The 25,590-nt window shown below is 67.6% G+C and carries 25 protein-coding genes, 4 tRNA genes and 2 pseudogenes; 19 read left to right on the top strand and 12 right to left on the bottom strand.

Features of this window, described 5'->3' with window-relative positions:
- Positions 1 to 22: 22 nt before the first annotated feature.
- From ASG64_RS04600 to ASG64_RS04590, 3 genes are all read right to left on the bottom strand, one after another.
- Positions 23 to 490 (bottom strand): DUF4395 domain-containing protein, encoded by a 468-nt coding sequence (locus ASG64_RS04600; protein WP_056070416.1) that lies wholly within the window; start codon positions 488 to 490, stop codon positions 23 to 25.
- Between the two features lie 278 nt (positions 491 to 768).
- Positions 769 to 1,215 (bottom strand): TlpA family protein disulfide reductase, encoded by a 447-nt coding sequence (locus ASG64_RS04595; RefSeq protein WP_056070412.1) that lies wholly within the window; start codon positions 1,213 to 1,215, stop codon positions 769 to 771.
- Positions 1,212 to 1,991: an LmeA family phospholipid-binding protein gene (locus ASG64_RS04590; RefSeq protein ID WP_042573879.1), complete on the bottom strand. Its 780-nt coding sequence runs from the start codon at positions 1,989 to 1,991 to the stop codon at positions 1,212 to 1,214. The genes ASG64_RS04595 and ASG64_RS04590 overlap by 4 nt, the downstream gene beginning before the upstream one ends.
- Positions 1,992 to 2,161: 170 nt before the next feature.
- Between ASG64_RS04590 and ASG64_RS04585 the strand changes: the two genes are divergently transcribed.
- The 6 genes from ASG64_RS04585 to pstB all read left to right on the top strand — a co-directional run bounded on the left by ASG64_RS04585 (position 2,162) and on the right by pstB (position 8,017).
- On the top strand, positions 2,162 to 2,962 hold the full coding sequence (locus ASG64_RS04585) for a winged helix-turn-helix transcriptional regulator (protein WP_056070410.1): 801 nt from the start codon (positions 2,162 to 2,164) through the stop codon (positions 2,960 to 2,962).
- A 1-nt stretch (position 2,963) separates the two neighbouring features.
- Entirely contained in the window at positions 2,964 to 3,869 is a 906-nt protein-coding gene (mshD, locus tag ASG64_RS04580) for a mycothiol synthase (RefSeq protein WP_056070407.1), read from the top strand.
- A 212-nt stretch (positions 3,870 to 4,081) separates the two neighbouring features.
- Positions 4,082 to 5,179 (top strand): phosphate ABC transporter substrate-binding protein PstS, encoded by a 1,098-nt coding sequence (gene pstS / locus ASG64_RS04575; protein WP_056070404.1) that lies wholly within the window; start codon positions 4,082 to 4,084, stop codon positions 5,177 to 5,179.
- A gap of 79 nt (positions 5,180 to 5,258) precedes the next feature.
- Positions 5,259 to 6,296, top strand: a complete 1,038-nt coding sequence (gene pstC / locus ASG64_RS04570; RefSeq protein WP_056070401.1) for a phosphate ABC transporter permease subunit PstC — start codon at positions 5,259 to 5,261, stop codon at positions 6,294 to 6,296.
- A gap of 3 nt (positions 6,297 to 6,299) precedes the next feature.
- Positions 6,300 to 7,223: a phosphate ABC transporter permease PstA gene (gene pstA / locus ASG64_RS04565; RefSeq protein ID WP_042573874.1), complete on the top strand. Its 924-nt coding sequence runs from the start codon at positions 6,300 to 6,302 to the stop codon at positions 7,221 to 7,223.
- Positions 7,224 to 7,240: 17 nt separating this feature from the next.
- Positions 7,241 to 8,017, top strand: a complete 777-nt coding sequence (pstB, locus tag ASG64_RS04560; protein ID WP_042573873.1) for a phosphate ABC transporter ATP-binding protein PstB — start codon at positions 7,241 to 7,243, stop codon at positions 8,015 to 8,017.
- 75 nt (positions 8,018 to 8,092) lie between these two features.
- On the opposite strand, the gene phoU is transcribed toward pstB, so the two are convergent.
- The 4 genes from phoU to ASG64_RS04540 form a co-directional block, all read right to left on the bottom strand.
- Positions 8,093 to 8,770: a phosphate signaling complex protein PhoU gene (gene phoU, locus ASG64_RS04555; protein WP_042573872.1), complete on the bottom strand. Its 678-nt coding sequence runs from the start codon at positions 8,768 to 8,770 to the stop codon at positions 8,093 to 8,095.
- Positions 8,771 to 8,845: 75 nt separating this feature from the next.
- The gene (locus ASG64_RS04550) at positions 8,846 to 10,816 is read right to left on the bottom strand and encodes an LCP family protein (protein WP_056070398.1); all 1,971 of its coding nucleotides are present in this window, start codon (positions 10,814 to 10,816) and stop codon (positions 8,846 to 8,848) included.
- A gap of 60 nt (positions 10,817 to 10,876) precedes the next feature.
- Entirely contained in the window at positions 10,877 to 12,016 is a 1,140-nt protein-coding gene (gene dusB / locus ASG64_RS04545; protein ID WP_042573916.1) for a tRNA dihydrouridine synthase DusB, read from the bottom strand.
- A 126-nt stretch (positions 12,017 to 12,142) separates the two neighbouring features.
- Positions 12,143 to 13,108, bottom strand: a complete 966-nt coding sequence (locus tag ASG64_RS04540; RefSeq protein ID WP_042573870.1) for an acyl-ACP desaturase — start codon at positions 13,106 to 13,108, stop codon at positions 12,143 to 12,145.
- A 306-nt stretch (positions 13,109 to 13,414) separates the two neighbouring features.
- Here ASG64_RS04540 and ASG64_RS04535 point away from each other — a divergent pair, with 306 nt between their 5' ends.
- Genes ASG64_RS04535 through ASG64_RS04525 form a run of 3 tightly spaced genes read left to right on the top strand, consistent with a single transcriptional unit; the run spans position 13,415 to position 15,483 of the window.
- Positions 13,415 to 14,038 (top strand): AIM24 family protein, encoded by a 624-nt coding sequence (locus tag ASG64_RS04535; RefSeq protein WP_056070395.1) that lies wholly within the window; start codon positions 13,415 to 13,417, stop codon positions 14,036 to 14,038.
- A 1-nt stretch (position 14,039) separates the two neighbouring features.
- Positions 14,040 to 14,714: an AIM24 family protein gene (locus ASG64_RS04530; RefSeq protein WP_056070392.1), complete on the top strand. Its 675-nt coding sequence runs from the start codon at positions 14,040 to 14,042 to the stop codon at positions 14,712 to 14,714.
- 16 nt (positions 14,715 to 14,730) lie between these two features.
- Entirely contained in the window at positions 14,731 to 15,483 is a 753-nt protein-coding gene (locus tag ASG64_RS04525; protein WP_056070390.1) for an AIM24 family protein, read from the top strand.
- Positions 15,484 to 15,520: 37 nt separating this feature from the next.
- On the opposite strand, the gene ASG64_RS04520 is transcribed toward ASG64_RS04525, so the two are convergent.
- Positions 15,521 to 15,596, bottom strand: a tRNA-Lys gene (locus ASG64_RS04520).
- 318 nt (positions 15,597 to 15,914) lie between these two features.
- Between ASG64_RS04520 and ASG64_RS04515 the strand changes: the two genes are divergently transcribed.
- From ASG64_RS04515 to ASG64_RS21995, 8 genes and pseudogenes are all read left to right on the top strand, one after another.
- Positions 15,915 to 16,565, top strand: coding sequence for a ScbR family autoregulator-binding transcription factor (locus tag ASG64_RS04515; protein WP_042573866.1), 651 nt, complete (start codon positions 15,915 to 15,917; stop codon positions 16,563 to 16,565).
- Between the two features lie 96 nt (positions 16,566 to 16,661).
- Positions 16,662 to 16,734 (top strand) — tRNA-Glu (locus ASG64_RS04510).
- Between the two features lie 107 nt (positions 16,735 to 16,841).
- A tRNA-Asp gene (locus tag ASG64_RS04505) sits at positions 16,842 to 16,915 on the top strand.
- 66 nt (positions 16,916 to 16,981) lie between these two features.
- Positions 16,982 to 17,055: transfer RNA gene (locus ASG64_RS04500), tRNA-Phe, on the top strand.
- A 109-nt stretch (positions 17,056 to 17,164) separates the two neighbouring features.
- A complete protein-coding gene (locus ASG64_RS04495; RefSeq protein ID WP_056070387.1) occupies positions 17,165 to 18,418 on the top strand; it encodes an FAD-dependent oxidoreductase in 1,254 nt (417 codons plus the stop codon).
- A 111-nt stretch (positions 18,419 to 18,529) separates the two neighbouring features.
- A pseudogene (locus ASG64_RS04490) lies at positions 18,530 to 19,213 on the top strand (response regulator transcription factor).
- The gene (locus ASG64_RS04485; protein WP_056070384.1) at positions 19,210 to 20,172 is read left to right on the top strand and encodes a HAMP domain-containing sensor histidine kinase; all 963 of its coding nucleotides are present in this window, start codon (positions 19,210 to 19,212) and stop codon (positions 20,170 to 20,172) included. Before ASG64_RS04490 ends, ASG64_RS04485 begins: the two are co-directional and overlap by 4 nt.
- 75 nt (positions 20,173 to 20,247) lie before the next feature.
- Positions 20,248 to 21,705 (top strand): annotated as a pseudogene (locus ASG64_RS21995) (DUF4153 domain-containing protein).
- On the opposite strand, the gene ASG64_RS04470 reads toward ASG64_RS21995, so the two are convergent.
- The 3 genes from ASG64_RS04470 to ASG64_RS04460 all read right to left on the bottom strand — a co-directional run bounded on the left by ASG64_RS04470 (position 21,644) and on the right by ASG64_RS04460 (position 23,578).
- Positions 21,644 to 21,919: a protealysin inhibitor emfourin gene (locus ASG64_RS04470; RefSeq protein ID WP_042573862.1), complete on the bottom strand. Its 276-nt coding sequence runs from the start codon at positions 21,917 to 21,919 to the stop codon at positions 21,644 to 21,646. The pseudogene ASG64_RS21995 and the gene ASG64_RS04470 overlap by 62 nt on opposite strands.
- Position 21,920: 1 nt before the next feature.
- On the bottom strand, positions 21,921 to 23,045 hold the full coding sequence (locus ASG64_RS04465) for a M4 family metallopeptidase (RefSeq protein ID WP_056070375.1): 1,125 nt from the start codon (positions 23,043 to 23,045) through the stop codon (positions 21,921 to 21,923).
- A gap of 71 nt (positions 23,046 to 23,116) precedes the next feature.
- Positions 23,117 to 23,578, bottom strand: a complete 462-nt coding sequence (locus ASG64_RS04460) for a hypothetical protein (RefSeq protein ID WP_156148828.1) — start codon at positions 23,576 to 23,578, stop codon at positions 23,117 to 23,119.
- A gap of 70 nt (positions 23,579 to 23,648) precedes the next feature.
- On the opposite strand from ASG64_RS04460, the gene ASG64_RS22235 reads away from it, so the two are divergent.
- Positions 23,649 to 24,146, top strand: a complete 498-nt coding sequence (locus ASG64_RS22235; RefSeq protein ID WP_327212882.1) for a hypothetical protein — start codon at positions 23,649 to 23,651, stop codon at positions 24,144 to 24,146.
- A complete protein-coding gene (locus tag ASG64_RS22230) occupies positions 24,061 to 24,744 on the top strand; it encodes a hypothetical protein (protein ID WP_327212881.1) in 684 nt (227 codons plus the stop codon). Before ASG64_RS22235 ends, ASG64_RS22230 begins: the two co-directional genes overlap by 86 nt.
- On the opposite strand, the gene ASG64_RS04450 is transcribed toward ASG64_RS22230, so the two are convergent.
- The gene (locus ASG64_RS04450; protein ID WP_442971126.1) at positions 24,686 to 25,537 is read right to left on the bottom strand and encodes a pseudouridine synthase; all 852 of its coding nucleotides are present in this window, start codon (positions 25,535 to 25,537) and stop codon (positions 24,686 to 24,688) included. The genes ASG64_RS22230 and ASG64_RS04450 overlap by 59 nt on opposite strands.
- Positions 25,538 to 25,590: the final 53 nt, after the last annotated feature.

Below are 25,590 nucleotides of genomic sequence, written 5' to 3'. Positions count from 1 at the left end.
TCTTCTACAGGTGACGGGTGGATCAGGAGATGGCTTGTCGAGCAGGCAGGAGCCGGCTCGCGAGTGGGTAGATCTTGCAGCCCAGGCAGATACCGAAGGCGGCGTTCAGGACGGCTGCGAACAGGGCGAGTCCGGTAGCGATCGTCCCGACGGCGGTGGAGGAGAGAGCGAAGCCTGCCGTGCCGACGACCGCGAACACGAACCCCAGGCCCTGCGCGAACCGCAGAGGTGTCGCCGGTTCCTTCTCCTGCACCGGCCCGAGCCGTGGTGCGACCACTGCGGCGTAGACGCGGCCGTAGGGGTGTGCGGCCGGACCTGCGGCAGCGCCGTAGGCGAAGACGAGAGTCTGCAGACCCAGGATGATCGCGGCCGCGGAGAGGGACACGGTGGAGACGAGGAGAGTGACGACCAGGACGACGGTGGTGACCCAGGCGACGAACCGGGGACCCCGCACGTCGACCTGTGAGGGACTCGCGGTGGGAGTTGGCATCGAGATGCTCCTGCGGTGAGGAAAGAGTGGTGGGACCGAGCGCGGAAGGCCGGGGCACGCGGGATACGCGGGCGGCCGATGGTCTTCCTCGGGATACGTCTCTACCGGCGGCGTGAGGTGCACGCGGCGCGGGAGCGGATCAGCGCTGGGGAAGGACCGTCGTCAGCGGCAACGGCAGCAACAGCCGCCGAGGCGGCACAGATCTACTGTGCGGCGTCGGGTGAGCAGAAGCTCGTGGCTGGCGGTCACGCAGGCCATCGTACGCACGATGGCGAGGATCACGAAGTCGTGGGTCCGGACGCAGCCAGGATCGCGGTACGCAGGTCGGCGACGGATGGCACCCCGGACGCACGCGAGCGCTCCCGCATCGACGGGTCGAGCACGAACGTCGTCGGCAACGACATGACACCGAACTCGCGGGCGAGCTGCGGCTGTTCGTCCATGTCGACCTCGACGTCGGACACTGCGCGCCCGGACGCGTCGAGATCGGAGACCACGGAGGCCACCACCCGGCGCACGGCCGCGCACGGACCGCACCACGTGGCCGAGAAGTGCAGCACCGTCACCGCGCCGTCGCGCACACCGACGGCGCGGAGGGCGTCCGCGCGACTCGCGGACGCGGTGCCGGGTTCGGTCGACCGGACGGCGCCTTCGCGCCGCCTGAGCCACAGGCCGACCACTCCGGCCAGCACCAGTGCGACGACGAGGACGAGAACGGCGGTCACGGTGCGCGGATCTCGTCGAGATCGATCGTGACGTCCTGAGCGCTGCCCTCGATGACGATCTGGCCGCCCTCGGCGTAGACCGTCGACGGCAGGATGCCGAAGGGGAGCTGCTGCGCATCGATCTTCTTCGTGAACAGACCCAGAACCGCGGGCTTCAGGAAGTCGGGAATGGTGAAATCCGCCTCACCCTCCGGGCCGAAATACAGGTCGGACGCGACGATCGAGACGCCGTCCCCGTCGAGGACCAGCTCCGCGGTGACACTGACGGCCGCATCCACCGGGCCGACGGGAACCGTGCCGGTCAGCACCACGGCCCCGGCCGTGGTCTCCCCGGAGCCGCCCGATCCGCCGGTTCCGTCCGATCGGTCGGCGGGAGGTGTCGACACCTGCAGATCCGGGATCTGCAGGAAGCGCCCGAGGTCCGTCGCGTCGATACGGACGCGCGCATCGAGCTGGCGCATCGGCACCGTGCGCACCGACCCGTCCAGCAGGTCCGACGGCGGAATCCGCACGTCACGCAGCGTCGCCTCGATGGTGGTCTTCTCGACATACTCCGTCGGGACGTCCTGGGCGCGTATCTCCACACGGCGATAGCTGCCCTCTGCCGCCTGGGTCAGGAACGGGAACCCGTGGATGGTCACCTGGGGGTCGGACACCAGGTCGCCACCCTCACGGAGCGCGCGTGAAACCCGATATTCGGAGTACGCAGCGGTCCCGAAGTCGGCGGCGAGGGCGAGCGCCAGGATGAAGACGAGCCCGACGATCAGTTTTCGCACGGAGTTCCTCTCGGGCGGTCGGACGGCGATGACAGCGGGGGATCGAGGTCCCTCGTCCGCGCGACGCACGTCGTGGGCGAGGGTTCCTGACTCCGGACAGGTTAGTCTGTGATCCAGCGACAACCGCCCACCGCAGGTCGTGGGACCCGCCGACGAGACGAGGAGGCCCCGTGGAGTTACTGCTGCTGACCTCCGACCCGGACCCGGAGTCCGTTCTGCCGTCCCTGGTCCTGCTCGCGCACACGGTCCGCCCGGCGCCGACGGAGGTCTCCTCTCTCCTCGAAGCCGGCAGTGCCGACATAGCGCTCGTCGACGCCCGCACCGACCTCGCGGCGGCACGTGGACTGTGCAGACTCCTCGGCAGCGCCGGCTCCTCGATTCCCGTGGTCGCCGTCCTCACCGAGGGCGGGCTGGTCGCGGTCAACGCCGAGTGGGGACTCGACGACATCCTGCTTCCCACCACCGGGCCCGCCGAGCTCGACGCGAGGCTTCGTCTGCTCGTCGGCCGCCACGGCGGAGTCAGCAGTCCCGAGGCGTCGGGAAAGATCACGCTCGGCGAGCTCGTCATCGACGAGGGCACGTACACCGCGCGCCTGCGGGGCCGGCCGCTCGACCTGACGTACAAGGAATTCGAGCTGCTCAAGTACTTGGCCCAGCACGCCGGTCGGGTGTTCACTCGCGCTCAGCTCCTGCAGGAAGTCTGGGGATACGATTTCTTCGGAGGCACCCGCACGGTGGACGTCCACGTGCGTCGACTGCGGGCGAAGCTCGGCACCGAGTACGAATCGCTGATCGGTACCGTCCGGAACGTCGGCTACAAGGCCGTCCGTCCCAGCCGTGCGGGCAAGGGATCGTCGTCTGCCGACGACACCTCCGACCTGGACGCGGACATGCCCGTCGACGACGCTCCCCAGCCCGTGTCGTCCTCCGCCTCGAGCTCGTTCGCTCCGTCCGACCGGTCGGGTTCCTGACATGGCCGCAGACATCTCGATCGACTCCCGTCGCCCGACGCCGGAGGAAGCGCAGCTGGTCCGCGACGCGATCGCGCGCGCCACCGTCGTCGACGGCACTCCGCCACTGTCCGAGCAGGCGGAACGGGCCGTCGAGTCACCCCGTGACGACGAGCATCTGCTCGCCCTCGACGATGGTCGACTCGTCGGCTACGCAACGCTGGCACCCGAGCACGGCGACACCCCGGCGATGGCCGAGGTCGTCGTCCACCCCGATGCGCGCGGTCGAGGCATCGGAACGCAGCTGGTCGAGCGAGCTCTGCCGTCACCCACCGCACGCGTGTGGGCGCACGGCAGGCTCCCGTCGGCGGATCGCGTGGCGGAGAAACTGGGCTTGACCGTCGTCCGGGAGCTGCTGCAGATGCGTCGCCCCCTGGGCTCGGACATCCCGCTTCCGGAACTCCCCGTACGCGAGGGCATCACACTGCGCACCTATCGCGACGGCGACGACGCCGAGATCCTTCGCGTCAACAACGCCGCCTTCGCGTGGCATCCGGAGCAGGGCGGCTGGACCGGCGCCGACATCGACGAGCGTCGAGCCGAGGACTGGTTCGACCCGGAGGGTCTGTTCGTCGCCACGTCCGCGGACGATCCCGACACGATTCTCGGTTTCCACTGGACCAAGGTTCACCCCCCGACCGGCGACGACCCCGAACTCGGGGAGGTCTACGTCGTCGGCATCGACCCGAACGCGCAGGGCAAGGGTCTGGGCGCACTGCTGACCCTGGCCGGCCTGCGCTACCTCGCCGATCGCGAACTGCCCGCGGTACTGCTCTACGTCGAGTCGGACAACACGGCCGCCGTCCACACGTACAGCAAGCTCGGTTTCACCACGTTCCACGTCGATGCGGCGTTCGCCCGCGCCTGATCGTCCGGCGTTCTCGAGACCGATATCTCATGCCTTTCCGGGCATCCGGTCGCCTTGTTCACCTTCCGTTCACGGAGGCGCGGCACACCGTCCACCACCGGCGCTTACGTTCTCCCTCGGGTAGCGCACGCTAACCGTTGCGATCGAGTGATCGCATCCTTTTCTCGCCCGCCGACCGATCGGTCGCGACGGGCTGTTTCTGGAGGAGACAGGTGAAGCTCGAGCGCAGCATTGCCCTCATGGGCGTACTGGCTGTCGGCGGATTGACGCTGGCTGCATGTGGTTCCGACGCGAACGTCGAGGCCACCGGCAGTGGTGACTCCGCCGCGACATGCGAGGGCAAGAGTCCCGTCACCGGCGAAGGGTCGTCGGCGCAGCAGAACGCGATGTCCAATTTCACGTCCGTCTACTCGGGTGTGTGCTCCGGCAAGGCAGTGGAGTACACGGTCAGCGGTTCCGGTAACGGCCGTACCCAGTTCGTCGCCGGTCTCGTGGACTTCGCGGGCTCGGACTCGTCCATCAAGGAAGAGCAGGCCGACGCGGCTGCCACGCGCTGCGCCGGCAACCCGGCGTGGAACCTTCCCCTCGTGTTCGGCCCGGTCGCCGTGGCCTACACGCTCGACGGTGTCGACGACCTGGTCCTGACGCCCGACGTCATCGCCCAGATCTTCACCGGCAAGATCACCACCTGGAACGATCCGGCCATCGCCGCGCTGAACGAGGGCGCGACGCTCCCGACCACCGCTATCACGCCGATCTACCGCTCGGATTCCTCGGGCACGAGCGACAACTTCCAGCGCTTCCTGTCCGACGCCGCACCGCAGTCCTGGACGCTGGACCACAGCTCCGACTGGGCCGGTGGAGTGGGCGAGGGCGCCAACGGTTCGTCGGGCGTCGCTCAGGCCGCTGCCGCCACCCCGGGCGCCATCACCTACGTCGAGAAGGGCTTCGCCGATCAGGAGAACCTGACCGCGGCGCAGATCGACTTCGGCGCCGGTGCCGTCGAGCTCACCACCGAGACCGCCGCCAAGGCGATCGACACGGTCACCTTCTCCGGTGACGGAAACGACCTCGCGCTCGACACCGACGCACTGTTCGCCAGCAAGGACGCCGATTCCTACCCGCTGGTGCTCTCGACCTACGAGATCGTCTGCTCCAAGGGCTACGACGCGGAGACCGCCGCGGGCGTCAAGTCGTTCCTGCTCAGCGCTGCCAACGAGGGCCAGGAAGGCCTCGAGGCTGCCGGTTACGTGCCGCTCCCGGACAGCTTCAAGGAGCGTCTGGTGACGGCGATCAACGCCATTTCCTGACACACTGGTCGTCGCCTGCATCGCTCCTCGGAGTGATGCAGGCGACGCAAGTACCCCACCACACGAGACAGTGAGCGGTATGAGCGACACCCATTCGATCAGCGGCGTCACCCCGGCTACCATCCCAGCCGTCGACGCCGCTCGTAAGACGGAAGCGCCGACACCAGTGCCCGACAAGAAAGCCACAGGTACGGTCACCCGCCCGGGCGACCGGATCTTCTCGACGCTCGCCACCGGGTCCGGTGTCTTCGTCATCGTTCTGATCGCCGCGATCGGTGGGTTCCTCCTGTGGCGGGCCATCCCCGCGCTGCAGAACAACACCGTCAACTTCTTCACGTACGACGGCCAGTGGAGCACGTCGGACACGTCGGCGATGCTGTTCGGCGTCCGCGACCTGTTCCTCGTGACCGCCACCGTGTCCATCGTCGCGCTGATCCTCGCGATGCCGGTGGCGCTGGGTATCGCGATCTACCTGACGCACTACGCGCCGAAGCGGTTGGCGGGTCCTCTGGGATACGTCATCGATCTGCTGGCCGCGGTGCCGTCGATCGTGTTCGGCCTGTGGGGCCTCTACGTCCTCGCGCCGGCCATCTCCCCGGCAGCCGAGTGGCTCAACACCAACCTGGCGTGGTTCCCGCTGTTCGCCACCGGCTCGGTGTCCATCGCCGGCGGCGGCACCATCTTCACCGGTGCCATCGTCCTCGCCGTGATGATTCTGCCCATCATCGCCGCGGTCACCCGCGAGGTGTTCGTCCAGACACCCAAGGGCCACATCGAAGCTGCGCTCGCACTCGGTGCAACTCGCTGGGAAGTGGTGCGCACCACCGTCATTCCGTTCGGCAAGTCCGGATTCGTCAGCGGTTCGATGCTCGGCCTCGGCCGCGCGCTCGGCGAGACCATCGCGCTCTACATCATCATCCGCAGCACCCAGGAAACATTCGGGTGGACGCTCTTCGACGGCGGCAACACCTTCGCCACCAAGATCGCACTGGCAGCCGGTGAGTTCAACAACCAGCTGCAGGCCGGTGCGTACATCGCCGCGGGACTCGTTCTCTTCGTCCTGACCTTCGTGGTCAACGCCGGCGCCCGCGCCGCCATCGCCGGAAAGAAGGACTGACCCATGGCCGACAACGCCTCGACGGCCACCATGGACCGGCCGGTCAAGCAGCCGACGTTCCAGGGTGTCAGTTCCCGCCGCAAGGTGTCCGACTCGCTGGCCACCGTGCTGGTGACCCTGGCCGTGGTGATCGCTCTGATCCCGCTGGTGTGGGTCCTCTACACCGTCGTCTCGCGGGGCATCGGCGCCGTCGCGACGGCCGACTGGTGGCAGTTCTCGCAAGCCGGAGTCACACCTTTCAAGCCGGGCGGCGGCGCCTACCACGCCATCGTCGGCACGCTCCTGCAAGGACTGTTCTGCGCGGTCATCTCCATCCCGATCGGCATCTTCGTCGCCATCTACCTGGTGGAGTACGGCGTCGGAACGCGGCTCGCGAAGGCCACGACCTTCATGGTCGACATCCTCACGGGTGTCCCGTCCATCGTCGCGGCTCTGTTCATCTACAGCCTCTGGATCGCGACGTTCGGCTTCGACCGCTCCGGTCTCGCCGTCTCCCTCGCCCTGGTGCTGCTGATGATCCCGGTGATCGTGCGGTCCGCGGAGGAGATGCTGCGCATCGTTCCGCAGGATCTCCGCGAAGCGTCGTATGCACTCGGGGTGCCCAAGTGGAAGACCATCGCGAAGATCGTCGTCCCGACGGCGCTCTCGGGCATCGTCACGGGAATCATGCTCGCCCTCGCCCGCGTCATGGGAGAGACCGCGCCGGTGCTGATCCTCGTGGGATCCGCCACCGCCATCAACTTCAACCTCTTCGCCGGCCCGCAGACCTCGCTGCCGCTGATGATGGTCGATCTGCAGAAGGCCGGTACGGCCGCGCTGACCAGCGAGCGGATGTGGGGAGCAGCTCTCACCCTCATCCTCATCGTCGCGGTCCTCAACATCGGCGCGAAGCTGGTGTCCCGCTTCTTCGCCCCCAAGAACTTCTGACCTGAAGGATTCTCGACATGGCCAAGCGACTCGATCTGAAAGACGTCAACATCTTCTACGGCAAGTTCCACGCCGTATCCAATGTGACGCTCTCCGTCCCCCCTCGTAGTGTCACGGCCTTCATCGGACCGTCGGGCTGCGGCAAGTCCACCGTCCTGCGCTCGCTGAACCGCATGCACGAGGTCACCCCCGGTGCCCGCGTCGAAGGCTCCGTGCTTCTCGACGGCGAGGACATCTACGGCTCCGGTGTCGACCCCGTCGGCGTCCGGCGCACCATCGGCATGGTGTTCCAGCGTCCCAACCCGTTCCCGACGATGTCGATCCGCGACAACGTCGTCGCCGGCCTCAAGCTCCAGGGCGGCAAGAACAAGAAGCAGCTCGACGAGATCGCCGAGGAGTCGCTCAAGGGCGCGAACCTCTGGACCGAGGTCAAGGACCGCCTCGACAAGCCCGGTGGTGGTCTCTCCGGTGGTCAGCAGCAGCGCCTGTGCATCGCACGAGCCATCGCGGTGCAGCCGGATGTGCTGCTCATGGACGAGCCGTGCTCCGCGCTGGACCCCATCTCCACGCTCGCGATCGAGGACCTGATCGGCGAGCTGAAGAAGGACTTCACCATCGTGATCGTCACGCACAACATGCAGCAGGCTGCGCGTGTGAGCGATCAGACCGGCTTCTTCAACCTCGAGGCCACCGGTAAGCCCGGCAACCTCATCGAGATCGACGACACCGAGAAGATCTTCTCCAACCCGACGCAGAAGGCCACCGAGGACTACATCTCCGGCCGCTTCGGATAAACACCGACAACCTCCGCACAGACGAAAGGGCGCCCTCCGGTCAGGAGGGCGCCCTTTCGTCCGTGTGCGTGTGGGTCAGGAGACGTGCTGCGCGGGGGGAGTCGGCAGGTCGCTGGGCAGGCTGCCGGTGACCAGGAAGATCACTCGACGGCCCACCTCCACGGCATGGTCGGCGAAACGCTCGTAGAAGCGTCCGAGCAGCGTGACGTCGACGGCCGCAGCGACTCCGTGGCTCCACTCCTTGTCCATCAGGACGCTGAAGAGGTGACGGTGCAGGTCGTCCATCGCCTCGTCCTCCTCGCGGAGCTTCGCGGCGCGCTCGGGGTCGCGGGTCTCGAGCACCTCGCGTGCCGACGATCCGAGAGCCACGGCGATGCGGCCCATCTCGGCGAAGTAGCCGTTCACTTCCTCGGGCAGGGCGTGCTGAGGATGGCGACGACGCGCTATCTTGGCGACGTGGAGAGCCAGGGCGCCCATGCGGTCGATGTCGGCGACGATCTGGATGCCGGAGACCACCGATCGGAGATCGCCGGCGACGGGGGCCTGGAGGGCGAGGAGGGCGAACGCACGCTCCTCGGCCTGGGAGCTGAGATCGGTGATCCTCTCGTGTTCGCCGATCACCTGCTCGGCGATACGGAGGTCGGCCTGCAGCAAGGACTGCGTGGCACGCTCCATCGCACTACCGGCCAATGCGGCCATCTCGCCGAGCAGGTCGGCGAGTTCTGTCATCTGTTCGTTGTAAGCCACGCGCATGGTCCGATTTTACTCGGCTCGACATGGGCAACGGGCATGCAGGCGGTGAACGGGCGGTGAATGCGGGTTATCGATTCACACGCAGGCGTCGTCGGCGCCGTTCGTGACCGTGAGATCGCTCGGGAGAGCGACCTCGGTGGCCCCGGATGTTCCCACCTGGAAGGTCGGAAGGACCTCGCCGACGGCGGTGGGAACGGACGTGAACCCCTGGTACTCCGATCCCAGCACCACGTCGACGATGCCTCCGAGGCTCGGGAGTTCCTCGAGCACCGCTCCCGGAATGGCGCTCGCGACGGTCTCGGCCTCGGCGATCGACCCGGTGCCGTAGCGCACGACGGTGGCGGCAGATCCCGGCACCTCGGCGTTACCCGTGCCCATGATCTGGAACCCGTACGCGGCGAGTTCGTCGGCCGTGGTGGCAGCGAGTCCGCTGATCTCGGACCCGTTCGAGATCTGCACCGACACCGTGGAGGGATCGACCGCGATCTGCGGCTCGGACGTGATGGGAGGCGCCGTCGTCACGGGAGCCCCGGGAACCTCCGCGGCGCGCTCTTCACCGGGCAGCGGTTGGTCGTCGATGATGGCCTGGAAGATGGCCTTGATGTCGTCGGTCCGCGGGATCTCGTTGCCGTAATCGGTCGTTCCCGACGTCGGCACGGTCAGGAACGTGACCGCGCCGGCGGCCACGCCCCGTAACGATTTGCCGAGAGTGAGCAGGTCCGAGGTCTTGACGTTCTCGACGAACGTGTCCCTCGTGAACGCGGTGACGAAGCCGTTCAGCGCGCCCGGATCGAACAGCACCCGATTGCTCAGCACCGAGCGGAGCAACGACGACAGGAACAGCTGCTGACGCTTGATGCGTCCGTAGTCTCCGGTGCCTTCGGCTTCCACCTTGCGGGCGCGGACGTAGTTCAACGCGGTGCGTCCGTCGATGCGTTGCTCACCCGTCGTGGCCAGGACCGTCCCGAGTTCGTCGTCGACCAACGGAACGGGCGTGCAGACGTCGACGCCGCCGACCTCGTTGACCATCGACTCGAAGCCGGCGAAGTCGATGCCGACGAAGTGTCCGATCCGGAGTCCCGAGATCTTCTGGATGATCTTGACGAGGCATTTCGGCCCACCGAGGGCGTAGGTGGCGTTCAGCTTGTCGCCGTCCGCGGCCGGGAACATCTCACCGGTGTAGTCGCCCGTCGTGCTGTTCCATCCCTCGCACTCCGGGCGTTCGACGTCGAGGTCTCGGGGAAACGACACCGCGACCACGCGGCTGCGGTCGGCGGGGATGTTGATCAGCATGACGGTGTCGGAGCGCGCACCCTCGGCGTCGGCCTCCGTGCCGGCACCGATCTCACCACTGGCACCTGCGCGAGTATCGGTACCCACGATCAGGTACGTCTCGTCGCCGTACTGGCCGGGGGCGTCGACCACGTCCGTCGATTCGGTGTCCAGCGCGGCGACCTGCTCGAACCCGCGGTCGGTCGCCCGCAGATAACCCCAGACGACGCCGGTGACGAGGAGCGCCAGGATCGACACCATCGACACTCCGATGCGGCCGAACACGCGAACGCGTCGGCGCTTGCGGGCCCGGCTCAGGGCGAGCCTGGTCAACGCGGGCGGTGGGATCGGGCCCACGGCTTCCGGGGCGGGGCGATCCTTGTCCGAGATTTCCCGGGAAGGGGCGGGTACCGGCGGTATGACGACGGTCGGCGGGTCGGTCTCGGCGTCGGGCTCGGGCGGAGCGGAGCGTGTCGGGTGATCGTCGGTCCGACGGTTGCGCGACGACGCGATCTTCGAGACCTTGTCCACCAATTCGGCGACGGACAGGCGCTTGTCCTCGTCGTCGGAAGGAGGGCTGGGGGTGGGTGCTACCGGCCTCGGGTCGTCCGGCCGTGGCCGAGAGTCCGGGGGGGTCGGGCTGTCAGGTCGAACGGGCTCGACCGGAGGCCGCGGACCCGAATCCTGATCCGAACGGGGAACGCGGGAAATGGGCCGTTCCCAGGGGGCTCGACGTCCGGGTGTGGATGACCCCGAGTCGTCGTCGTCACCCACTTGTCGTTCCCATCGTCCGCGCGTCGACGAGCGGTCGACGGATCGACGCCATATTACTGATCATCCGCCGGAGTGCATCAGATCGGCGCCCGCGGGCACCGCGCAGTCGTCCGGATCGTCGAGCCATCCGTCCGGGAGCGACACCGTCCCGGGCGACCCCTGGCGGCCGCGGGGACCCTCGGCGTCGGCGGGGAACGGAACCGTCGGGTCGAGTCGAGCGAGCAGGTCGTCGAGCTCGGTCAGCGTGGACACCGTCGCCATCCGGACCCGCAGATCCGAGCCGGCCGGAAAGCCGCGCATGTACCAGGCGACGTGCTTGCGCATCTCGCGCAGACCGCGTCCTTCGCCGTGGTGGTCAGCGAGCAGCTGCGCGTGACGACGCATGATGACCGACACCTCGCCGAGGGTGGGCGGAGTCGGCGCAGTGGTGCCTCGGAGCGCGGCGGACAGCTCCGCGAAAAGCCATGGGCGGCCCAGGCATCCACGGCCGACGACGACTCCGTCGCAGCCCGTCTCCGTCATCATGCGCGCGGCGTCGCCGGCATCGAAGATGTCGCCGTTGCCGAGGACGGGCACGTCCCGGACGTGGTCCTTGAGTCGGGCGATCTCGGACCAGTCGGCGGTGCCGGAGTACCGCTGAGCGGCGGTGCGTGCGTGGAGGGCGACCGCCGCGGCGCCTTCGCCGGCGGCGATCCGGCCGGCATCGAGGTGGGTGTGGTGCTCGTCGTCGATGCCGATGCGGAACTTGACCGTGACCGGGATGTCCGTTCCCTCGGTCGCCTTGACCGCAGCTGCGACGATCCGCCCGAACAGTGAGCGCTTGTACGGAAGGGCGGCACCGCCACCCTTGCGGGTGACCTTGGGCACCGGGCAGCCGAAGTTCATGTCGATGTGGTCGGCCATGTTCTCGTCGACGATCATCTTCGCGGCGTCGTACGTGGTGTCGGGGTCCACGGTGTAGAGCTGCAGCGAGCGCGGTGTCTCCGTGGGCCCGAAGGTGGTCATGTGCAGCGTGGCGGGTTGGCGCTCGACGAGGGCGCGCGCGGTGACCATCTCGCACACGTAGAGGCCGGACGTGCTTCCGGTCAGCTGCTCCTCGAGTTCGCGGCACAGCGTGCGGAACGCGACGTTGGTGACCCCGGCCATCGGGGCGAGCACGACGGGACTGCGCAGGGTCAGAGATCCGATCTGCAGAGTCATGGCCAGTGTCACCCGTCAGTAGTGGAAACAGCGATGTGCCCGGCATCCGCAGAAACGGTTGCCGGGCACATCGAGAGTATCCGCCGAGTCGGAACTCGGCCAATCACGCCGTCGGCGTGAGCGGTGTCAGGACGCCTGCGCCTGACGCTTCGCGGCCTCGCGTGAGAGCATCCGGTCGCGCTGCTCCTCGAACTTGAGAACGTCCTTCTCGAGCTTCTCGAGGAAGGCTGCCAGCTCTTCGCGCGTCTGCTCGCCCGCGGCGGTGAAGTCGGTGCGGTCGAAGATGTTCCACTTGCGCAGGACGGGCATGACGACGTCCTCGAGGTGCTGACGCAGGTCGTAGATGCCGTGCTTGGCCATCAGGACGCCGTTGCGACGGAAGTTCGGCATGCCGGCGCCGGGCATCTGGAAGTTCTGCACGATGTCGGCGATGGCACGCAGGGCCTGGTCGGGGGAGATGTCGAGGGCCGCGCCGCACAGATTGCGGTAGAAGATCATGTGCAGGTTCTCGTCGGCGGCAATGCGCTGCAGCATGCGGTCGGCGATCGGGTCGTTGCAGACCTTGCCGGTGTTGCGGTGACTGACGCGCGTGGCGAGTTCCTGGAACGTGACGTACGAGACGGAGTGGAGGAAGCCCATCTCGTCGTGACCGCCGGCGGCGGCGGAGGAGAAGCCGTTGGTCATGTGCTCGATGCGGGCCTGCTCGAGAGCGACGGGATCCACACCACGGGTGACGACGAGGTAGTCGCGCATCACGATGCCGTGGCGGTTCTCCTCGGCGGTCCAGCGACCGACCCACGTTCCCCAGGCGCCGTCCTGGGAGAAGTTCTCCGCGATCTCGCGGTGGTACGAGGGCAGGTTGTCCTCGGTGAGGAGGTTGGTGATCATCGCGGCCTTGGCGACCTCGTCGAGACGAGACTGCTCCGGCGACCAGTCCTCGCCGCCGAGAGCAGCGAAGTTGCGACCCTCGTCCCACGGGACGTAGTCGTGGGGGTGCCACTCCTTGGCCATGGAGAGATGCCGGTTCAGATTTTCTTCCGCAACCGGCTGCAGCTCGTCGAGCAGCTCGAGTTGTGTCAGATCCCGTGCCATGCGTGTCCTCCAAGAATGATGTCGGTTCGTTCGAGCCTACGGCACCGTAAGTTTGTTGTGAATCGCTTCGATGCGCGCCGGGGCTGCTGACGTACCGTCCGGTAAACGAGTATCGAACAGGGGTGAAAGTTCGTTACCTCCACAGACGTGGACTGGTTCCTATTATATGCCGCAGCGACCGGGGAACGGGCTTTGTGAGTTGTGGGCGAAACGGTATGGATGTTCTGTACGTCACTCGATTGCACCACGGGCGTCCGGATCACCGGACGGCCCCCGTTTCCGACGTCGTTCTGCCATCCTGTCCCGGTGGCTCACCTGAGAACAGAGGGACACCGTGTTCTGGTCGTCGAACTGCGCGACGAGACGATACGCGCGATCACGGGATCGATGGTCGCCTACGAGGGCCGGTTGACGTTCAAGAACGCCGGTGTGGGCGGTGGCGGCGGTCTGCGCGCTGCGCTCAAACAGAAGGTGACGGGGGAGTCCCTGTCGCTGATGGAGATCGGCGGTTCGGGTGTGGCCCGACTGGCGGTGGATGCCCAGCACGTGTCGGTCGTCCCGCTGTCGGGCGACGCCATCCACGTCGAGTCGTCCCAACTCCTGGCGCTGTCGGGTTCGCTGCGGTCGGACGTCGCGTTCGCCGGACTGCGCGGAGCATCGTCGGGTCAGGGCCTGTTCACGACCGTGGTCAGCGGGCAGGGTGACGTCGCACTGCTGTCGGCCGGTGGGCCGTTGATAGCGCTGGAGGTATCGCCGCAGTTCCCACTGGTCGTCGATCCCGACGCCTTCGTCGCCCACCGCGGACAGGTCACCCAGAGTTTCGTCACCGACGTCACGTGGCGGTCCGCCCTCGGCGGCGGAAGCGGCGAGGCGTTCTCCTTGCGTTTCGACGGCACGGGTGTCGTCTACGTCCAGCCCGAGGAGCGCTGACATGCTCGAGGTCGTCAACAGCAAGGTCGTCGCCGCGACGCTGACGCCGGGACTTCCGGCCCTCGCCCGACGAGGGTCGATGCTGTTCTATACCGGCGACGTCCGATTCGTCCCCCACAGCATGGGCGGCGCGGCAGGCGCGATGCCGGGCGTCGGCGCTCTCGCGGGAATGGCGGGTCGGATGATGTCCGGCGAGCACATGGCGACGATGGCCGCGGAGGGGTCCGGCACCGTCCACTACGGCCACGCCGGGTTGCACGTGGCGGTCATCGACCTCGACGGGGCGATGCCGCTGTCGGTCGAGGCGTCGCGGTTGCTGGTGCACATCGGGCACCTGTCCACATCCGTCGTCCCGCTCACCCAGCAGGGCGGCGCCCGAGGCGTCGTCCGTGGCGCGATGACCGGTCAGGGCATGTTCACGACGCAGGTCGCCGGGCGTGGGCAGGTGGCAGTGCTGTCCCACGGAGGTATGACGGCGCTCGAGGTGGGGCCGGACCGGCCGCAGGTGGTGGTCGATCCGCAGGCCTACGTCTGCCATCGCGGACATCTGACCATCGACATCTCGGCGAGCGTCGGGTGGCGGGATGCGGTGGGTCGTGGGTCCGGCGAAGCGGTGCAGCTCGCCGTCGGCGGGCAGGGCACGGTCTGGGTCCAGGCGTCCGAGCAGAAGTTCTGACAGGAGTACGCAGATCATGACCGATGTCGTCCACAACCCCTACACGCTGCCGGTGAACGACAACGTGCCCGGTAACGACTACGCGTTCTGCATCGAACTCGACGGCCGACCGTGGTTCACCGCCAAGGGGGCGATGATCGCCTACTACGGGACCATCCAGTTCGAGCCCCTCGGTCGGACGTCCATGGCGGCGATCGTGGCCAGTCGATTCTCGTCCCCGCTGTACGCGGACGACTGGGTCCTGGCGAGTGGCCACGGCAAGGTGATCCTGGGAGATCGCGGGTTCGACATCAACTCCTACGACCTGGACGACGGCAATCTCACCATTCGCGCGGCCAATCTGCTGGCTTTCGAGCCGGGGCTGGAGCTGAAACAGTCGATCGTCCCCGGGTTCCTGACCCTGCTGGGCACCGGGAAGTTCCTGGCGTCGTCGAACGGTGCGGTGGTCTTCGCCGAACCGCCCGTGCGAGTCGACCCGCAGGCGCTGGTGGGGTGGGCGGACTGCCCGGCGCCGTCGCATCATTTCGACGCTGCGTGGATGCAGAACTTCCTCGGCGCGGCTCAGGGGATGCTGCTCGGCGCGAACACGGGGGAGGAGCGGCAGTTCGACTTCACCGGTGCGGGAACCGTGTTGATCCAGTCGTCGGAGAAGGTGGTCAGCGACACGCACCTGCTGCGACATATCGAATCCGAGACTGTCGCGTTGGGGCAGAACGCCCTGCGTGCGCTGCATCAGAGCATCGGGTCGAGGCTCTCGCAGAATCCGTGACCGGATCGTCCTGCGGTGCGTCGTCGGTACTCGCGCGTGGTGCCCCCAGTAGGGCTCGAACCTACGACCTGCGGATTAAAAGTCCGTAGCTCTACCAACTGAGCTATAGGGGCCAGTGCTCGACGAGTGTAATGGACCGGTTCGCGGCGGCCGCCCACCGGCTCCCGCCCGCTGACGGGCAATTGCCTTTGAAATGGCTTTATGAATTTTCACCATTCTTTACGACGCGAGTGCGGACGCTCGCCAGCACGGAACCGGACAAAACCGGCAGTCGGTGCACGCCTGCCAAGTGAGGCGGTCGTGCAGCGACGTCGGAACCGGCGACAACGCGGCATTCGTGGACAGGTCCGAGGGGATTCTCAGGTTTGTCGGTTAAGCTTCGGCGAGTATCAGGGCCCCTTTGGGTGATCATTTTCGGAGGCATAGGCGCAATGGCACAGCAGGAACGCGCTCGACGCACCCGGGCCGCGATAGTCGAGGCTGCGGCGTACGAGTTCAGCAGGCGTGGTTACACCGCGGCATCGGTGAACACCATCCTGGAAGGTTCACGCGCGACCAAGGGCGCGATGTACTTCCATTTCAGTTCCAAGGAAGAACTCGCACGCGCAGTGCTGCAGACCGCGATGGAGAAGTACATCGCCGTCATGGACACGCCGCGCCCCGAGGGCACGGACGCGCTGGAATGGCTGCACACCCTGATCACCAGCTTGGCCACGTCCTTCGAGGAGAACGTCGTCGTCCGCGCCGAGTTCCGTCTCGTCGTCGAACCCGAGTTCCACGAGAGCATCCGTGAAGGCGCCGGCGCCGTCTGGGGGCGCACCGCACACAAGCTGGCGTCCGAGGCGCACGAGACCGGCCTGCTCCGCCCGGACATCGATCCGCGGATGTTCACCCGCGTGCTGGTCACGTCCCTCGCCGGTCAGCGCTACATGGCGGACCTGACCGCCGACGACACCAATCTCACGCTCTTGTTCGAGGAGTCGCTCGAGGTTCTGCTGATGGCGATGGCGTCCCGCGAATGGCTGGACAAGTGGCGCGTCAACGGGTGGCCCTCACGCACCGCTGTAAGCGTCGATTCATAGTCTGACCTGCTGATTTGGGAAATCCTGAAGCAGTGTCATAAGCTATCCAAGCTCCCAACGGAACGCCGTTGGGGTACGGTCGGAGCGATTCGACGGGCCCCCTTCGTTTAGCGGCCTAGGACGCCGCCCTTTCAAGGCGGTAGCGCGGGTTCGAATCCCGTAGGGGGTACGTTTCGGTGTGTGACATCACCGCAACGGGTTGGGCCACTCTCCGAGTGGTAAGAAGTACGACGAAGATGCAGTAGGGTCTTCCACGCAGTACATGCTTCACAGCATGGCCCTGTGGCGCAGTTGGTTAGCGCGCCGCCCTGTCACGGCGGAGGTCGCGGGTTCGAGTCCCGTCAGGGTCGCAACAATCGCATCATCTCGGTGGTGCGAATGCATCAGTACCATCCGGTGTCAGCCACGGATGTCACGGCCAGGTAGCTCAGTCGGTACGAGCGTCCGCCTGAAAAGCGGAAGGTCGCCGGTTCGATCCCGGCTCTGGCCACCGAAGAACGACCATGAATCGACAAGCCACCTGCGTGCAGGTGGCTTTCGTGGTTTCCGGGGCTGTGTCGGATCGGGTGGTGACGACGGCCGGATAGCATCGACGGATCATGACTGACATCGACGCGGACGTGATCGTGGTGGGGGCGGGCATCGCCGGTCTGCGATGCGCTGCAGCCCTCCGACGACGCGGACTGACCGCCAGGATCGTGGAGGCGGGGACCGGGCCGGGTGGGCGCATCCGCACCGACGTCATCGACGGCTTCCGGTGCGACCGAGGATTCCAACTACTCAATCCGTCGTACCCGGCGGTGAAGAGGCATGTCGACATCGATGCGCTCGACCTGCGGGTCGCCGGTCGAGGCGTTCGGATCGTCGACGACTCGGACACCGTGCGGACAGTGGCCGATCCGACCCGTCACCCGACGTTGCTGCTCGAGACGGCCCGATCCGCTGTCCGGCTCGGGTTGGTCAGGCCCCGAGCGGTCGCCGGGGCGGTGCGGTGGGCACTGCCCGCAGTGGGGTCCGTCCGTCGACTGGGCAGCGCACCCGATGCCGCACTGGCCGACGACTGGGACCGGCTCGGTCTCCGCGGGCCTCTGCGAGATGCGCTGCTCGCTCCGTTTCTCAGCGGAGTGCTCGCCGACGGCGTCGGTGCCACGTCCGACCGGTACGTCAGGTTGGTGCTCCGCAGCTTCCTGCTGGCCACCCCCGGTGTTCCGAACGCCGGCATGCAGGCGTTTCCCGAGCAACTCGCCCGGGGCGCCGGTGTCGACATCACGTACTCGGCCAGGGTCGATCGCGTCACCGACGACACCGTCACGCCGACGGTTCGGACCGCCGACGGCACTGTGCTGCGGTCCCGCGCCGTGGTGGTGGCAACGGATGCGCCGGCTGCAGCTGCGCTGACGGACACGGAGACCTCGTCCATGCGCGGGCTGTCCACCTGGTGGTTCGACGCCGACGGTGCCGACTCCGACACCTTCCTCCGAGTCTCGGGCGCGGGCGGTTCGGTGGTCAACACGGCCGAGATGAGCGCGATCGCCCCCGGCTACGCGCCGACCGGGAAGACCTTGGTGCAAGCGACAACACTTCTGGGTGCCGCCGGACCGGCGGCGGAGTCGGTGGTGCGCGCCGAACTGGACCGGCTGTGGGGACGGTCGACCTCGTCGTGGCGGGTGATCGTCCGACACGACGTGTCGCACGCACTTCCCGCCCAGGCACCCGGGACACCACTGCGTCGACCGCTACGAGTGGGAGACCGCGTGCTTCTCGCCGGTGACCACCGCGACACGCCCTCGATCCAGGGTGCGCTGGTATCGGGTGGTCGCGCGGCCGCGGAGGTGGCACGCCTGCTCGGCTGACGCTGCGTCCGGTTCATGGGCCGAGAGTGATCTCCACGGAATCTTCACATCGCGTCCCCGAGACCCGCACATGATGCCGTTACGGTCTGCTTCATGGATCGACGGCGAATACTGGTGGTCGAGGATGAGAAGGCTCTGGCGGATGCCATCGCGGCGCGGCTGCACTCCGAGGGCTTCGACGTCGACCTCGCATCGAGCGGACCGGCCGCCGTGGAGACGGTAGCGCGAACGAATCCGGATCTGGTGGTCCTCGACGTGATGCTGCCGGGGTTCGACGGTCTCGAGGTATGCTGACGTATCCAGTCCCGCCCCGAGGGCCCGGTCGCCGTCCTCATGCTCACGGCGCGGTCGGACGAGACGGACCAGCTGGTGGGTCTCGGGGTGGGTGCGGACGACTACATGTCGAAACCGTTCTCGATGCGCACCCTGGTGGCCCGCGTGCACGCATTGCTGCGCCGGGTGGAGCGTCATCCCGCGCCGACGCCGACCGTCGTCCACGAGTTCGACGACGTCCGCGTCGACGAGCATGCGCGACGGGTGTTCCGTGACGGTGACGAGGTCCACCTGACGCGCACGGAGTTCGATCTGCTGCTCTTCCTCGCTCGGCGGCCGGGCGCGGCCTTCGCGCGAGACCGGTTGTTGTCGGACGTGTGGGGGTGGTCGCGAGACGACTCCATGACATCGGTGCCGTCCCGCACGGTCGACAGCCACGTCAAAGCGCTGCGGCGCAAACTGGGTTCCGACGTCGTCCGCACCGTTCACGGTGTCGGGTACGCGTTCCGGGCACGCGGATGATCCGCCCTCTCGACTCGCTACGTTCGTTCAAGGTCAAGACCGGCCTGGTGGTGGTCATCGCACTGTTCGCGGCGTCGGGCACCTTCTGGCTCGCGGCGCAACAGCCCTTCCGGTACGCGCTGCTGCTCGCACTCGTCGTGGCGCTGGTGGTCACACAGATCGTCGCGCACGGGATGACCTCGCCGCTACGCGAGATGACCGCAGCCTCGCGAGCGATGGCGAACGGGGACTACACACACCGCGTCCGGGCCACGTCGCGGGACGAGATCGGCCAGCTGGCCGTCGCCTTCAACACGATGTCGGCGGACCTCGCCGAGGCGGATCGCTACCGTCGGGAACTGATCGGCAATGTCTCGCACGAACTCCGGACGCCGATCGCGTCGCTGCAGGCCGTGCTCGAGAACATCGCCGACGGGGTGCAGGAGGCGACCCCCGCGGCGGTCGGAGTCGCACTCGAGCAGACCGAACGCTTGGCCCGGCTCGTGGACGACCTCCTGGATCTGTCGAAGCTCGAGGGTGGCGCACTCGGCCTGTCGCGCAGCACGTTCGACCTCCGAGAGTTTCTGACCAGCGTGGTCACCCAGAGCACGGCGACCCGGTTCTCGGTGTCGGTCGAGCCGTCCGGTGCGACGGTGACCGCCGACGAGGAGAGGGTGCGACAGGTGGTGGCCAATCTCGTCGAGAACGCCGTGCGCCACGGCCCACCCGACGGTGCGGTGGCCGTCTCCGCCGTCGTGGGTGAGGACTCGGTGCGCATCGACGTCGTCGACGAGGGCGACGGGATCGCTCCGCCCGACCGCGCTCGGGTGTTCGACCGGTTCGTCCGCGGCGGGTCGACCGACGGCGGCACCGGTATCGGGCTCGCCATCGCCCGATGGGCCGCCGAATTGCACGGCGGCACACTCGATGTGGTCGACGTCCACGCCGGGTGTTGCTTCCGGCTCACGCTTCCCGTCTGACCCCACCGTCCGTACTCACCACGTGACACCGCATCCGGTGCTCGCGCGATCACCCCTGCCCGAGAGAGGTTCACGATGACAACCGACCTTCTTCCCGATCCGGCGGCGCAGTCGCCGGTCCGCAGCGTCACCGAGTCTCCGCGTCGTCGGGCCGTGGGTATCGCCGCGGCAGTCGGTGTGGTCGCCGGCGCCGCGCTGACCGACCGCCCGTCGGTGGCCTACCTCGTCGTCGGCGTGGCCGCCGTTCTCGCCGCAGGGCTGCTCGACCGGCGATCGCGCTGGTCGGTGGCGTGGATCGTCGTCGCGTTCGCACTGCTGCTGGTGCCGTCCGTCCGCGACTCGGGGTGGCTCGCCGTGTCGTCGATCGGACTGGCCGTGTGGTGTGTGGCGCTGTCGACGACGACATCGACATCGACGACGTTCACCGCGACGGTGCTCTCTCCTCTCATGCCCGTCGTAGCGCAGGGAGCGGTGTTCCGCTCGCTCGGTTCCGGCGCCGCCGAGGTGACGCTGCCGTCGCGGCGGTCAGCGTTGCGCGCTGTGCGCGTCGTAGTGAGCACGGCCCTGCTGGTCACCGTGTTCACGCTGCTGTTCGCCGGCGCCGACGACCGCTTCGCCTCCCTCGTCGACGCGGTGATCCCGACCGTGTCCGTCGATGTCGACCCTCTGGGTCCGGTCGTTACTCTGTGCGTCGCTCTGTGGATTCTGGGTGCGGCCCATGCGAAGCGTCACGAGGTGGAACTCGACGCGCTCGCTCCGGGCGCCGGTCGACGACGATCGGCGTGGGAGTGGGCGGTGCCGGTATCGGCGCTCGTCGTCGTGTTCGCTGCGTTCGTGGTGGTGCAGGCGGCCACGTTGTTCGGCGGACACGACCATGTGATGACGACGGACGACCTGACGTTCGCCGATCATGCCCGGTCGGGGTTCTGGCAGCTGGTCATGGTGACCGTCGGCGTACTCGTCGTGGTCGCCGTGCAAGCGCGCAAGGTCGATGCCGAGGTGCGGCGCGACCGTGTTCTCGCCCGAGTCGCGTTCGGGTCGCTGTGTGTCCTGACATTGGTGGTCGTCTGGTCGGCGGTGTATTGAATGTCGTTGTACGAGCAGCAGTTCGGTCTCACCCGGCTCCGTGTGGGTGTCATGGCCGTCGAGGTGTGGTTTGGCGTCGTCGTGCTCGCCGTCATCGTCGCCGGTGCGCGATGGTCGTCTCGTCGTCTGCCTGCCGTGATAGTCGGTACGGCGGCAGTGGGCGTGCTGGTGATGGCGGTGGTGAACGTCGATGCGCTGGTCGCGGAGCGGGCAGTCGAGCGCTACGAGCGGACCGGACTGATCGACGTCGACTATCTGTCCACGCTGTCCGCGGACGCGGTGCCGGCGGTGTCTACCCTGGAACCGGAGTTGCGCGCCTGCATCCTCGACGAGCCGGGGAGCGACCCGTGGTGGAACGCGAACCTGGCACGCAGGGAGGCCGCCGCTATCGCGGCGGACGCCCCTCCTTCAAGGTGCGTTCCGCAAGCTCGCGCAGCGGACCGGTGAGCGCCGAGTCGCCGGTTTCGCAGGAGTGGTCACCGATCTGGAGGCGCCACCGGAAGCCGTCGCGCACCGACGTCGACGAGTCGTCGAGCGAGGAGAGCAACGGGAGAGCGCGCTCGACCAACTGTTGCCAGTCGTCGCCCACGGTGGTGGTGTCGACGCTGCCGCGGCGGGTCATCCCGGCCACGCCGCCGCTGCGCACCACCACGATGACCATGTCACGCCCTTCGGCTCACCTCGTCCGACGCATCGGACCCCGTCTGCTCGACGCCCACGGTAGTCCACCCGCCGAGCACGGCCCGGTGAACATCGGAATCCGAGCCGTAGCGGGTGGCCGCCGCAGCGACGGTGGCGGCGGCGAATGCTGCGAAATCTGCTGTGGGCGTCACAGTTCCGGAGGTCAACGTGTCGAACCAGACCTGCCCGAGACGGTCCCACGCCGGGCCGCCGAGAGCCACCGCGGCCTCGGCGAACGCCCTGTTGGGGATACCGGAGTTGATGTGGACACCGCCGTTGTCATCGGTGGTCTCGACGTACCCGGCCATGTCGGCGGGCTGCGGATCCTTGCCCAGGACGTCGTCGTCGTACGCGGTGCCCGGTGCGAGCATCGAGCGCAGCGCGGAGCCCTGCACGTCGGGGAGGAAGAGGCCTTCGCCGACGAGCCAGGACGCGTCCTCGGCGTTCTCACCGCGTGAGCGCTGCTCGGCCAGGACGCCGAACACGTCCGAGATGGATTCGTTGAGCGCACCCGACTGGCCGGAGTACTCGAGCTGCGAGGTGTACTGGGTGAAGCCGTGTGCCAGTTCATGGGCGACGACCGACAGGGACACCGTGAAGCGTGTGAACACCTCGCCGTCTCCGTCGCCGAACACCATGCGGTCGCCGTCCCAGAACGCGTTGTCGTACTGCTCGCCGTAGTGCACGGTGGCGTCGAGGGGGAGTCCCTTGCCGTCCAGACTCGCCCATCCGTACACCTCGTCGAACAGGGCGTACGTCAGCCCCAACCCGTCGTAGCTCTCGTCCGCTGCGGCATCGCCGACAGCAGGATCACCCTCGCGCCGGACGACGTCGCCGGGAAGGGTCTGCGTGTTCTTCGCGTCGGCGACGGTCCGCACGAGACGTCCGGCAACTGCGCCGCGAGAGGCGTTGGATGACAACGATTCCCGTGTCACGTCGCGCCGTCGACGCATCTCGTCGTCCAGCTCGAGCGTGCGACTGGCGACGGAGGGGGCCGTGTCCAGGCGAGCGCTGCGCTCGGTCGGTGCCGATGCGAGGCGCTGCAGAAGGTAGGGCGGGACTACGCCCTGGCAGCACGGTCGGTGAGTCGAGACAGGCTCCGGCATGGTGGCGATCCTTCCGTCGGGGGAACGATCGCCACGCTAGCCGCGCACACCGACACGTGCTGCCGCGGCGATCAGGGGCAGGCGACCTTGGCCTGCTCGTAGATGTTGCCGGCCTCGTCGACACCGGGCTCGTTGCCGTTGTTGGTGGCTGCGGATCGGATGTCGGTGACGACGGCGTCCTTGTCCTTGCCGTCGGTGATCTGCTGGCAGATGCTGCCCAGCAGTCCCTCGATGTCCTCGTCCGACTTCCCCTCGGACAGGGTGGAGAACTGCGCCTTGTACGCGGCGACGAAGGTGGCGCGCTTGGCATCGTCGAACACGTTTCCGGCGTCGTCGGCCAGGTTGCCGGCGCTGGACTGGATGCCGGGGGCGGCCGACTGTGCGGAGCTCAGGGCGCCCTGAGCGGCGTCGCCGACGGACTCGGCGGCGTTGTTCGCGGTGTCCTGCGCGGACTGCTGATCTTCGGAGCTGCACCCGGTGAGCACGAGCGAGAGGGCGGCGGTTGCGGCGAACGCGACGGAGACGAGTTTCATCGACCGAACATTACCGTGACGAATCGGCGACTCGACCGCCAAAACCCACTGTGAGTTGCCATAATCGACGATGGCCACCACGAAGCCGCCGACGGTGTCGATCCCCGTGCGGACGCCGATCGTGCGCAGTGCCCACGGAACGTCCTCCGTGGAGCTGTTCGTCATCGGCGCGGTCGCCACTATTCTCCTCACCCGGGCGTATCTCGAGCTGACCGACTATCCGCAGGTGGGCGGCGGGTCCCTGCACATCGCGCACGCGCTGTGGGGCGGGGCGCTGATGATGGCAGCGCTCGTGTCGGGGTGGCTGTTCCTCGGTTACGGTGTCCGGTCCGTCGCGGTGGTCCTCGGCGGTGTGGGGTTCGGACTGTTCCTCGACGAAGTCGGCAAGTTCGTGACCAAGGACAACGACTACTTCTACGGACCGTCGGCCGAGATCATGTACGTGACCGTCGTGCTGGTTCTGATCCTCAGCCGGACAGTGCGTGACCTCCGCAAGCCGACCTCGCGTGGAGTGCCTGGCGAACGCCGCCGCCATCGCCGCCGACGGTGTGATCGGCGGACTTCCTGAATCGCGCCGCGAACTCGCGCGGGAGCTTCTGGACAGGGCGCGGCTGACGGGCGCCGACGCCGAGGTCGTCGCCGGCATCGACACTATCCTGACCCGGTGCGCGCCGGCGTCGTCCCGGACGACGGTCTGGCGTGCGCGTACGTCACGCGCCGTGCCGTCGATGCTGACGAGCCCGCGGTGGGTGACCGTGTTGTCGTGGCTGATGGTCGTGACGGCCCTGGCGACCGTGCTGGCCGGGGTGGCGCAGCTGCTCACCGGCGGCCTGGTGATCGAGAGCGATGATCTGGACGTCACCCTGGACCGCATGACCCTGTCCGGCGGCATCCTGTGGCTGACCGCCTGTGCGACAGTCGTTCTCGCGCTCCCCGCGCTGATCGCCCGGCGTCGCACGGGGGCGCAGTGGCCGCTACGCAGGCTGCGCACGGCCGCGTTGATCTACGCGCTGCTCGGCGCGCTCGTCGACTTCGCCGAGACCGGGTTCGCGGCGCTGAGCAATCTAGCGATAGGGCTGCTGACCCTCGCCGCGATCTCGCACCAGATCACGATCCGAACGGCCACAGGCTCCGCCGAGACTCGAAGTGCCGCGGTGCGCCTGTGATCGGGTCGGTGAACGTGATGCTCCGCGCGAGAAGTTGCAGCGGATCCCGATAGTCGTCGACAGCCACCTCGCGCGGAACGGGGTACAGCGAGTCGCCGACGATCGGTAAGCCGAGTGACGCCATGTGTACGCGCAGTTGGTGCGTCTTGCCGGTGCGCGGGTGCAGGCGGTAGTGCGCGAGTCCGCCGACTGCACCGATCTTCTCCACCAGGGTCTCGCTGTTCGACTCGCCGGCGACCTCCAGGGCCTGCAACGACCCCCGTTCCTTGACGATGCGACTTGTCACCGTGCGCGGGAACGTGGTCGTGGACGACTCCGCAGCGACCGCCTCGTAGACCTTCGTCATCGTGCGGTCGCGGAACATCTCCTGGTACGCCCGCCGCACGTCGGTGCGCGCGGTGAAGATCAGTACACCGGCGGTCAGTCTGTCGAGCCGATGCGCGGGGGACAGTTCGTCGTTCCCCAGCACGCGGCGGAGACGAGTCAACGCCGTCTGCACGACGAATCGGCCGCGCGGCGTGGTGGCCAGGAAATGAGGTTTGTCCACCACGACGATGGCGTCGTCGCGGTGGATGATCTCCATGGCGAACGGCACCTCGGGCTCGAACGGGGGATCCCGGTAGAGGTAGATGTCCGACCTCGGGACCAGCGGTGATTCGGTGGACACCGGTCGTCCGGTGCTGTCGACCACCTCGCCGGCCGACACCTTCGCGCGCAACGAGTCCGCGTCGTTCGGGAACCGTCCGGACAGGTACCCCACGACGGTGTCGCCGTCGGACGACACCTCGGGCATGCGGATCCTCGTCGGATTCAGTCCGTCGCGGATGGGCAGGGGTGCGGGCACCG

The sequence above is a fragment of the Rhodococcus sp. Leaf247 genome, from assembly GCF_001426185.1.
Taxonomy (GTDB): domain Bacteria; phylum Actinomycetota; class Actinomycetes; order Mycobacteriales; family Mycobacteriaceae; genus Rhodococcoides.
This window is presented reverse-complemented; position numbering and strand designations above follow the sequence as displayed.

What these genes read in the sequence shown, in the direction of transcription:
- ASG64_RS04485 (WP_056070384.1), top strand. Translation starts at nt 19,210, where the DNA reads ATGATCCGCCCTCTCGACTCGCTACGTTCGTTCAAGGTCAAGACCGGC.
- ASG64_RS04600 (WP_056070416.1), bottom strand. Translation starts at nt 490, where the DNA reads ATGCCAACTCCCACCGCGAGTCCCTCACAGGTCGACGTGCGGGGTCCC.
- pstC (WP_056070401.1), top strand. Translation starts at nt 5,259, where the DNA reads ATGAGCGACACCCATTCGATCAGCGGCGTCACCCCGGCTACCATCCCA.
- dusB (WP_042573916.1), bottom strand. Translation starts at nt 12,016, where the DNA reads ATGACTCTGCAGATCGGATCTCTGACCCTGCGCAGTCCCGTCGTGCTC.
- pstA (WP_042573874.1), top strand. Translation starts at nt 6,300, where the DNA reads ATGGCCGACAACGCCTCGACGGCCACCATGGACCGGCCGGTCAAGCAG.
- ASG64_RS04465 (WP_056070375.1), bottom strand. Translation starts at nt 23,045, where the DNA reads ATGCCGGAGCCTGTCTCGACTCACCGACCGTGCTGCCAGGGCGTAGTC.
- ASG64_RS04530 (WP_056070392.1), top strand. Translation starts at nt 14,040, where the DNA reads ATGCTCGAGGTCGTCAACAGCAAGGTCGTCGCCGCGACGCTGACGCCG.
- phoU (WP_042573872.1), bottom strand. Translation starts at nt 8,770, where the DNA reads ATGCGCGTGGCTTACAACGAACAGATGACAGAACTCGCCGACCTGCTC.
- pstB (WP_042573873.1), top strand. Translation starts at nt 7,241, where the DNA reads ATGGCCAAGCGACTCGATCTGAAAGACGTCAACATCTTCTACGGCAAG.
- ASG64_RS22235 (WP_327212882.1), top strand. Translation starts at nt 23,649, where the DNA reads ATGGCCACCACGAAGCCGCCGACGGTGTCGATCCCCGTGCGGACGCCG.
- ASG64_RS04525 (WP_056070390.1), top strand. Translation starts at nt 14,731, where the DNA reads ATGACCGATGTCGTCCACAACCCCTACACGCTGCCGGTGAACGACAAC.
- ASG64_RS04515 (WP_042573866.1), top strand. Translation starts at nt 15,915, where the DNA reads ATGGCACAGCAGGAACGCGCTCGACGCACCCGGGCCGCGATAGTCGAG.
- ASG64_RS04460 (WP_156148828.1), bottom strand. Translation starts at nt 23,578, where the DNA reads ATGAAACTCGTCTCCGTCGCGTTCGCCGCAACCGCCGCCCTCTCGCTC.
- ASG64_RS04450 (WP_442971126.1), bottom strand. Translation starts at nt 25,537, where the DNA reads ATGCCCGAGGTGTCGTCCGACGGCGACACCGTCGTGGGGTACCTGTCC.
- ASG64_RS04540 (WP_042573870.1), bottom strand. Translation starts at nt 13,108, where the DNA reads ATGGCACGGGATCTGACACAACTCGAGCTGCTCGACGAGCTGCAGCCG.
- ASG64_RS04495 (WP_056070387.1), top strand. Translation starts at nt 17,165, where the DNA reads ATGACTGACATCGACGCGGACGTGATCGTGGTGGGGGCGGGCATCGCC.
- mshD (WP_056070407.1), top strand. Translation starts at nt 2,964, where the DNA reads ATGGCCGCAGACATCTCGATCGACTCCCGTCGCCCGACGCCGGAGGAA.
- ASG64_RS04470 (WP_042573862.1), bottom strand. Translation starts at nt 21,919, where the DNA reads ATGGTCATCGTGGTGGTGCGCAGCGGCGGCGTGGCCGGGATGACCCGC.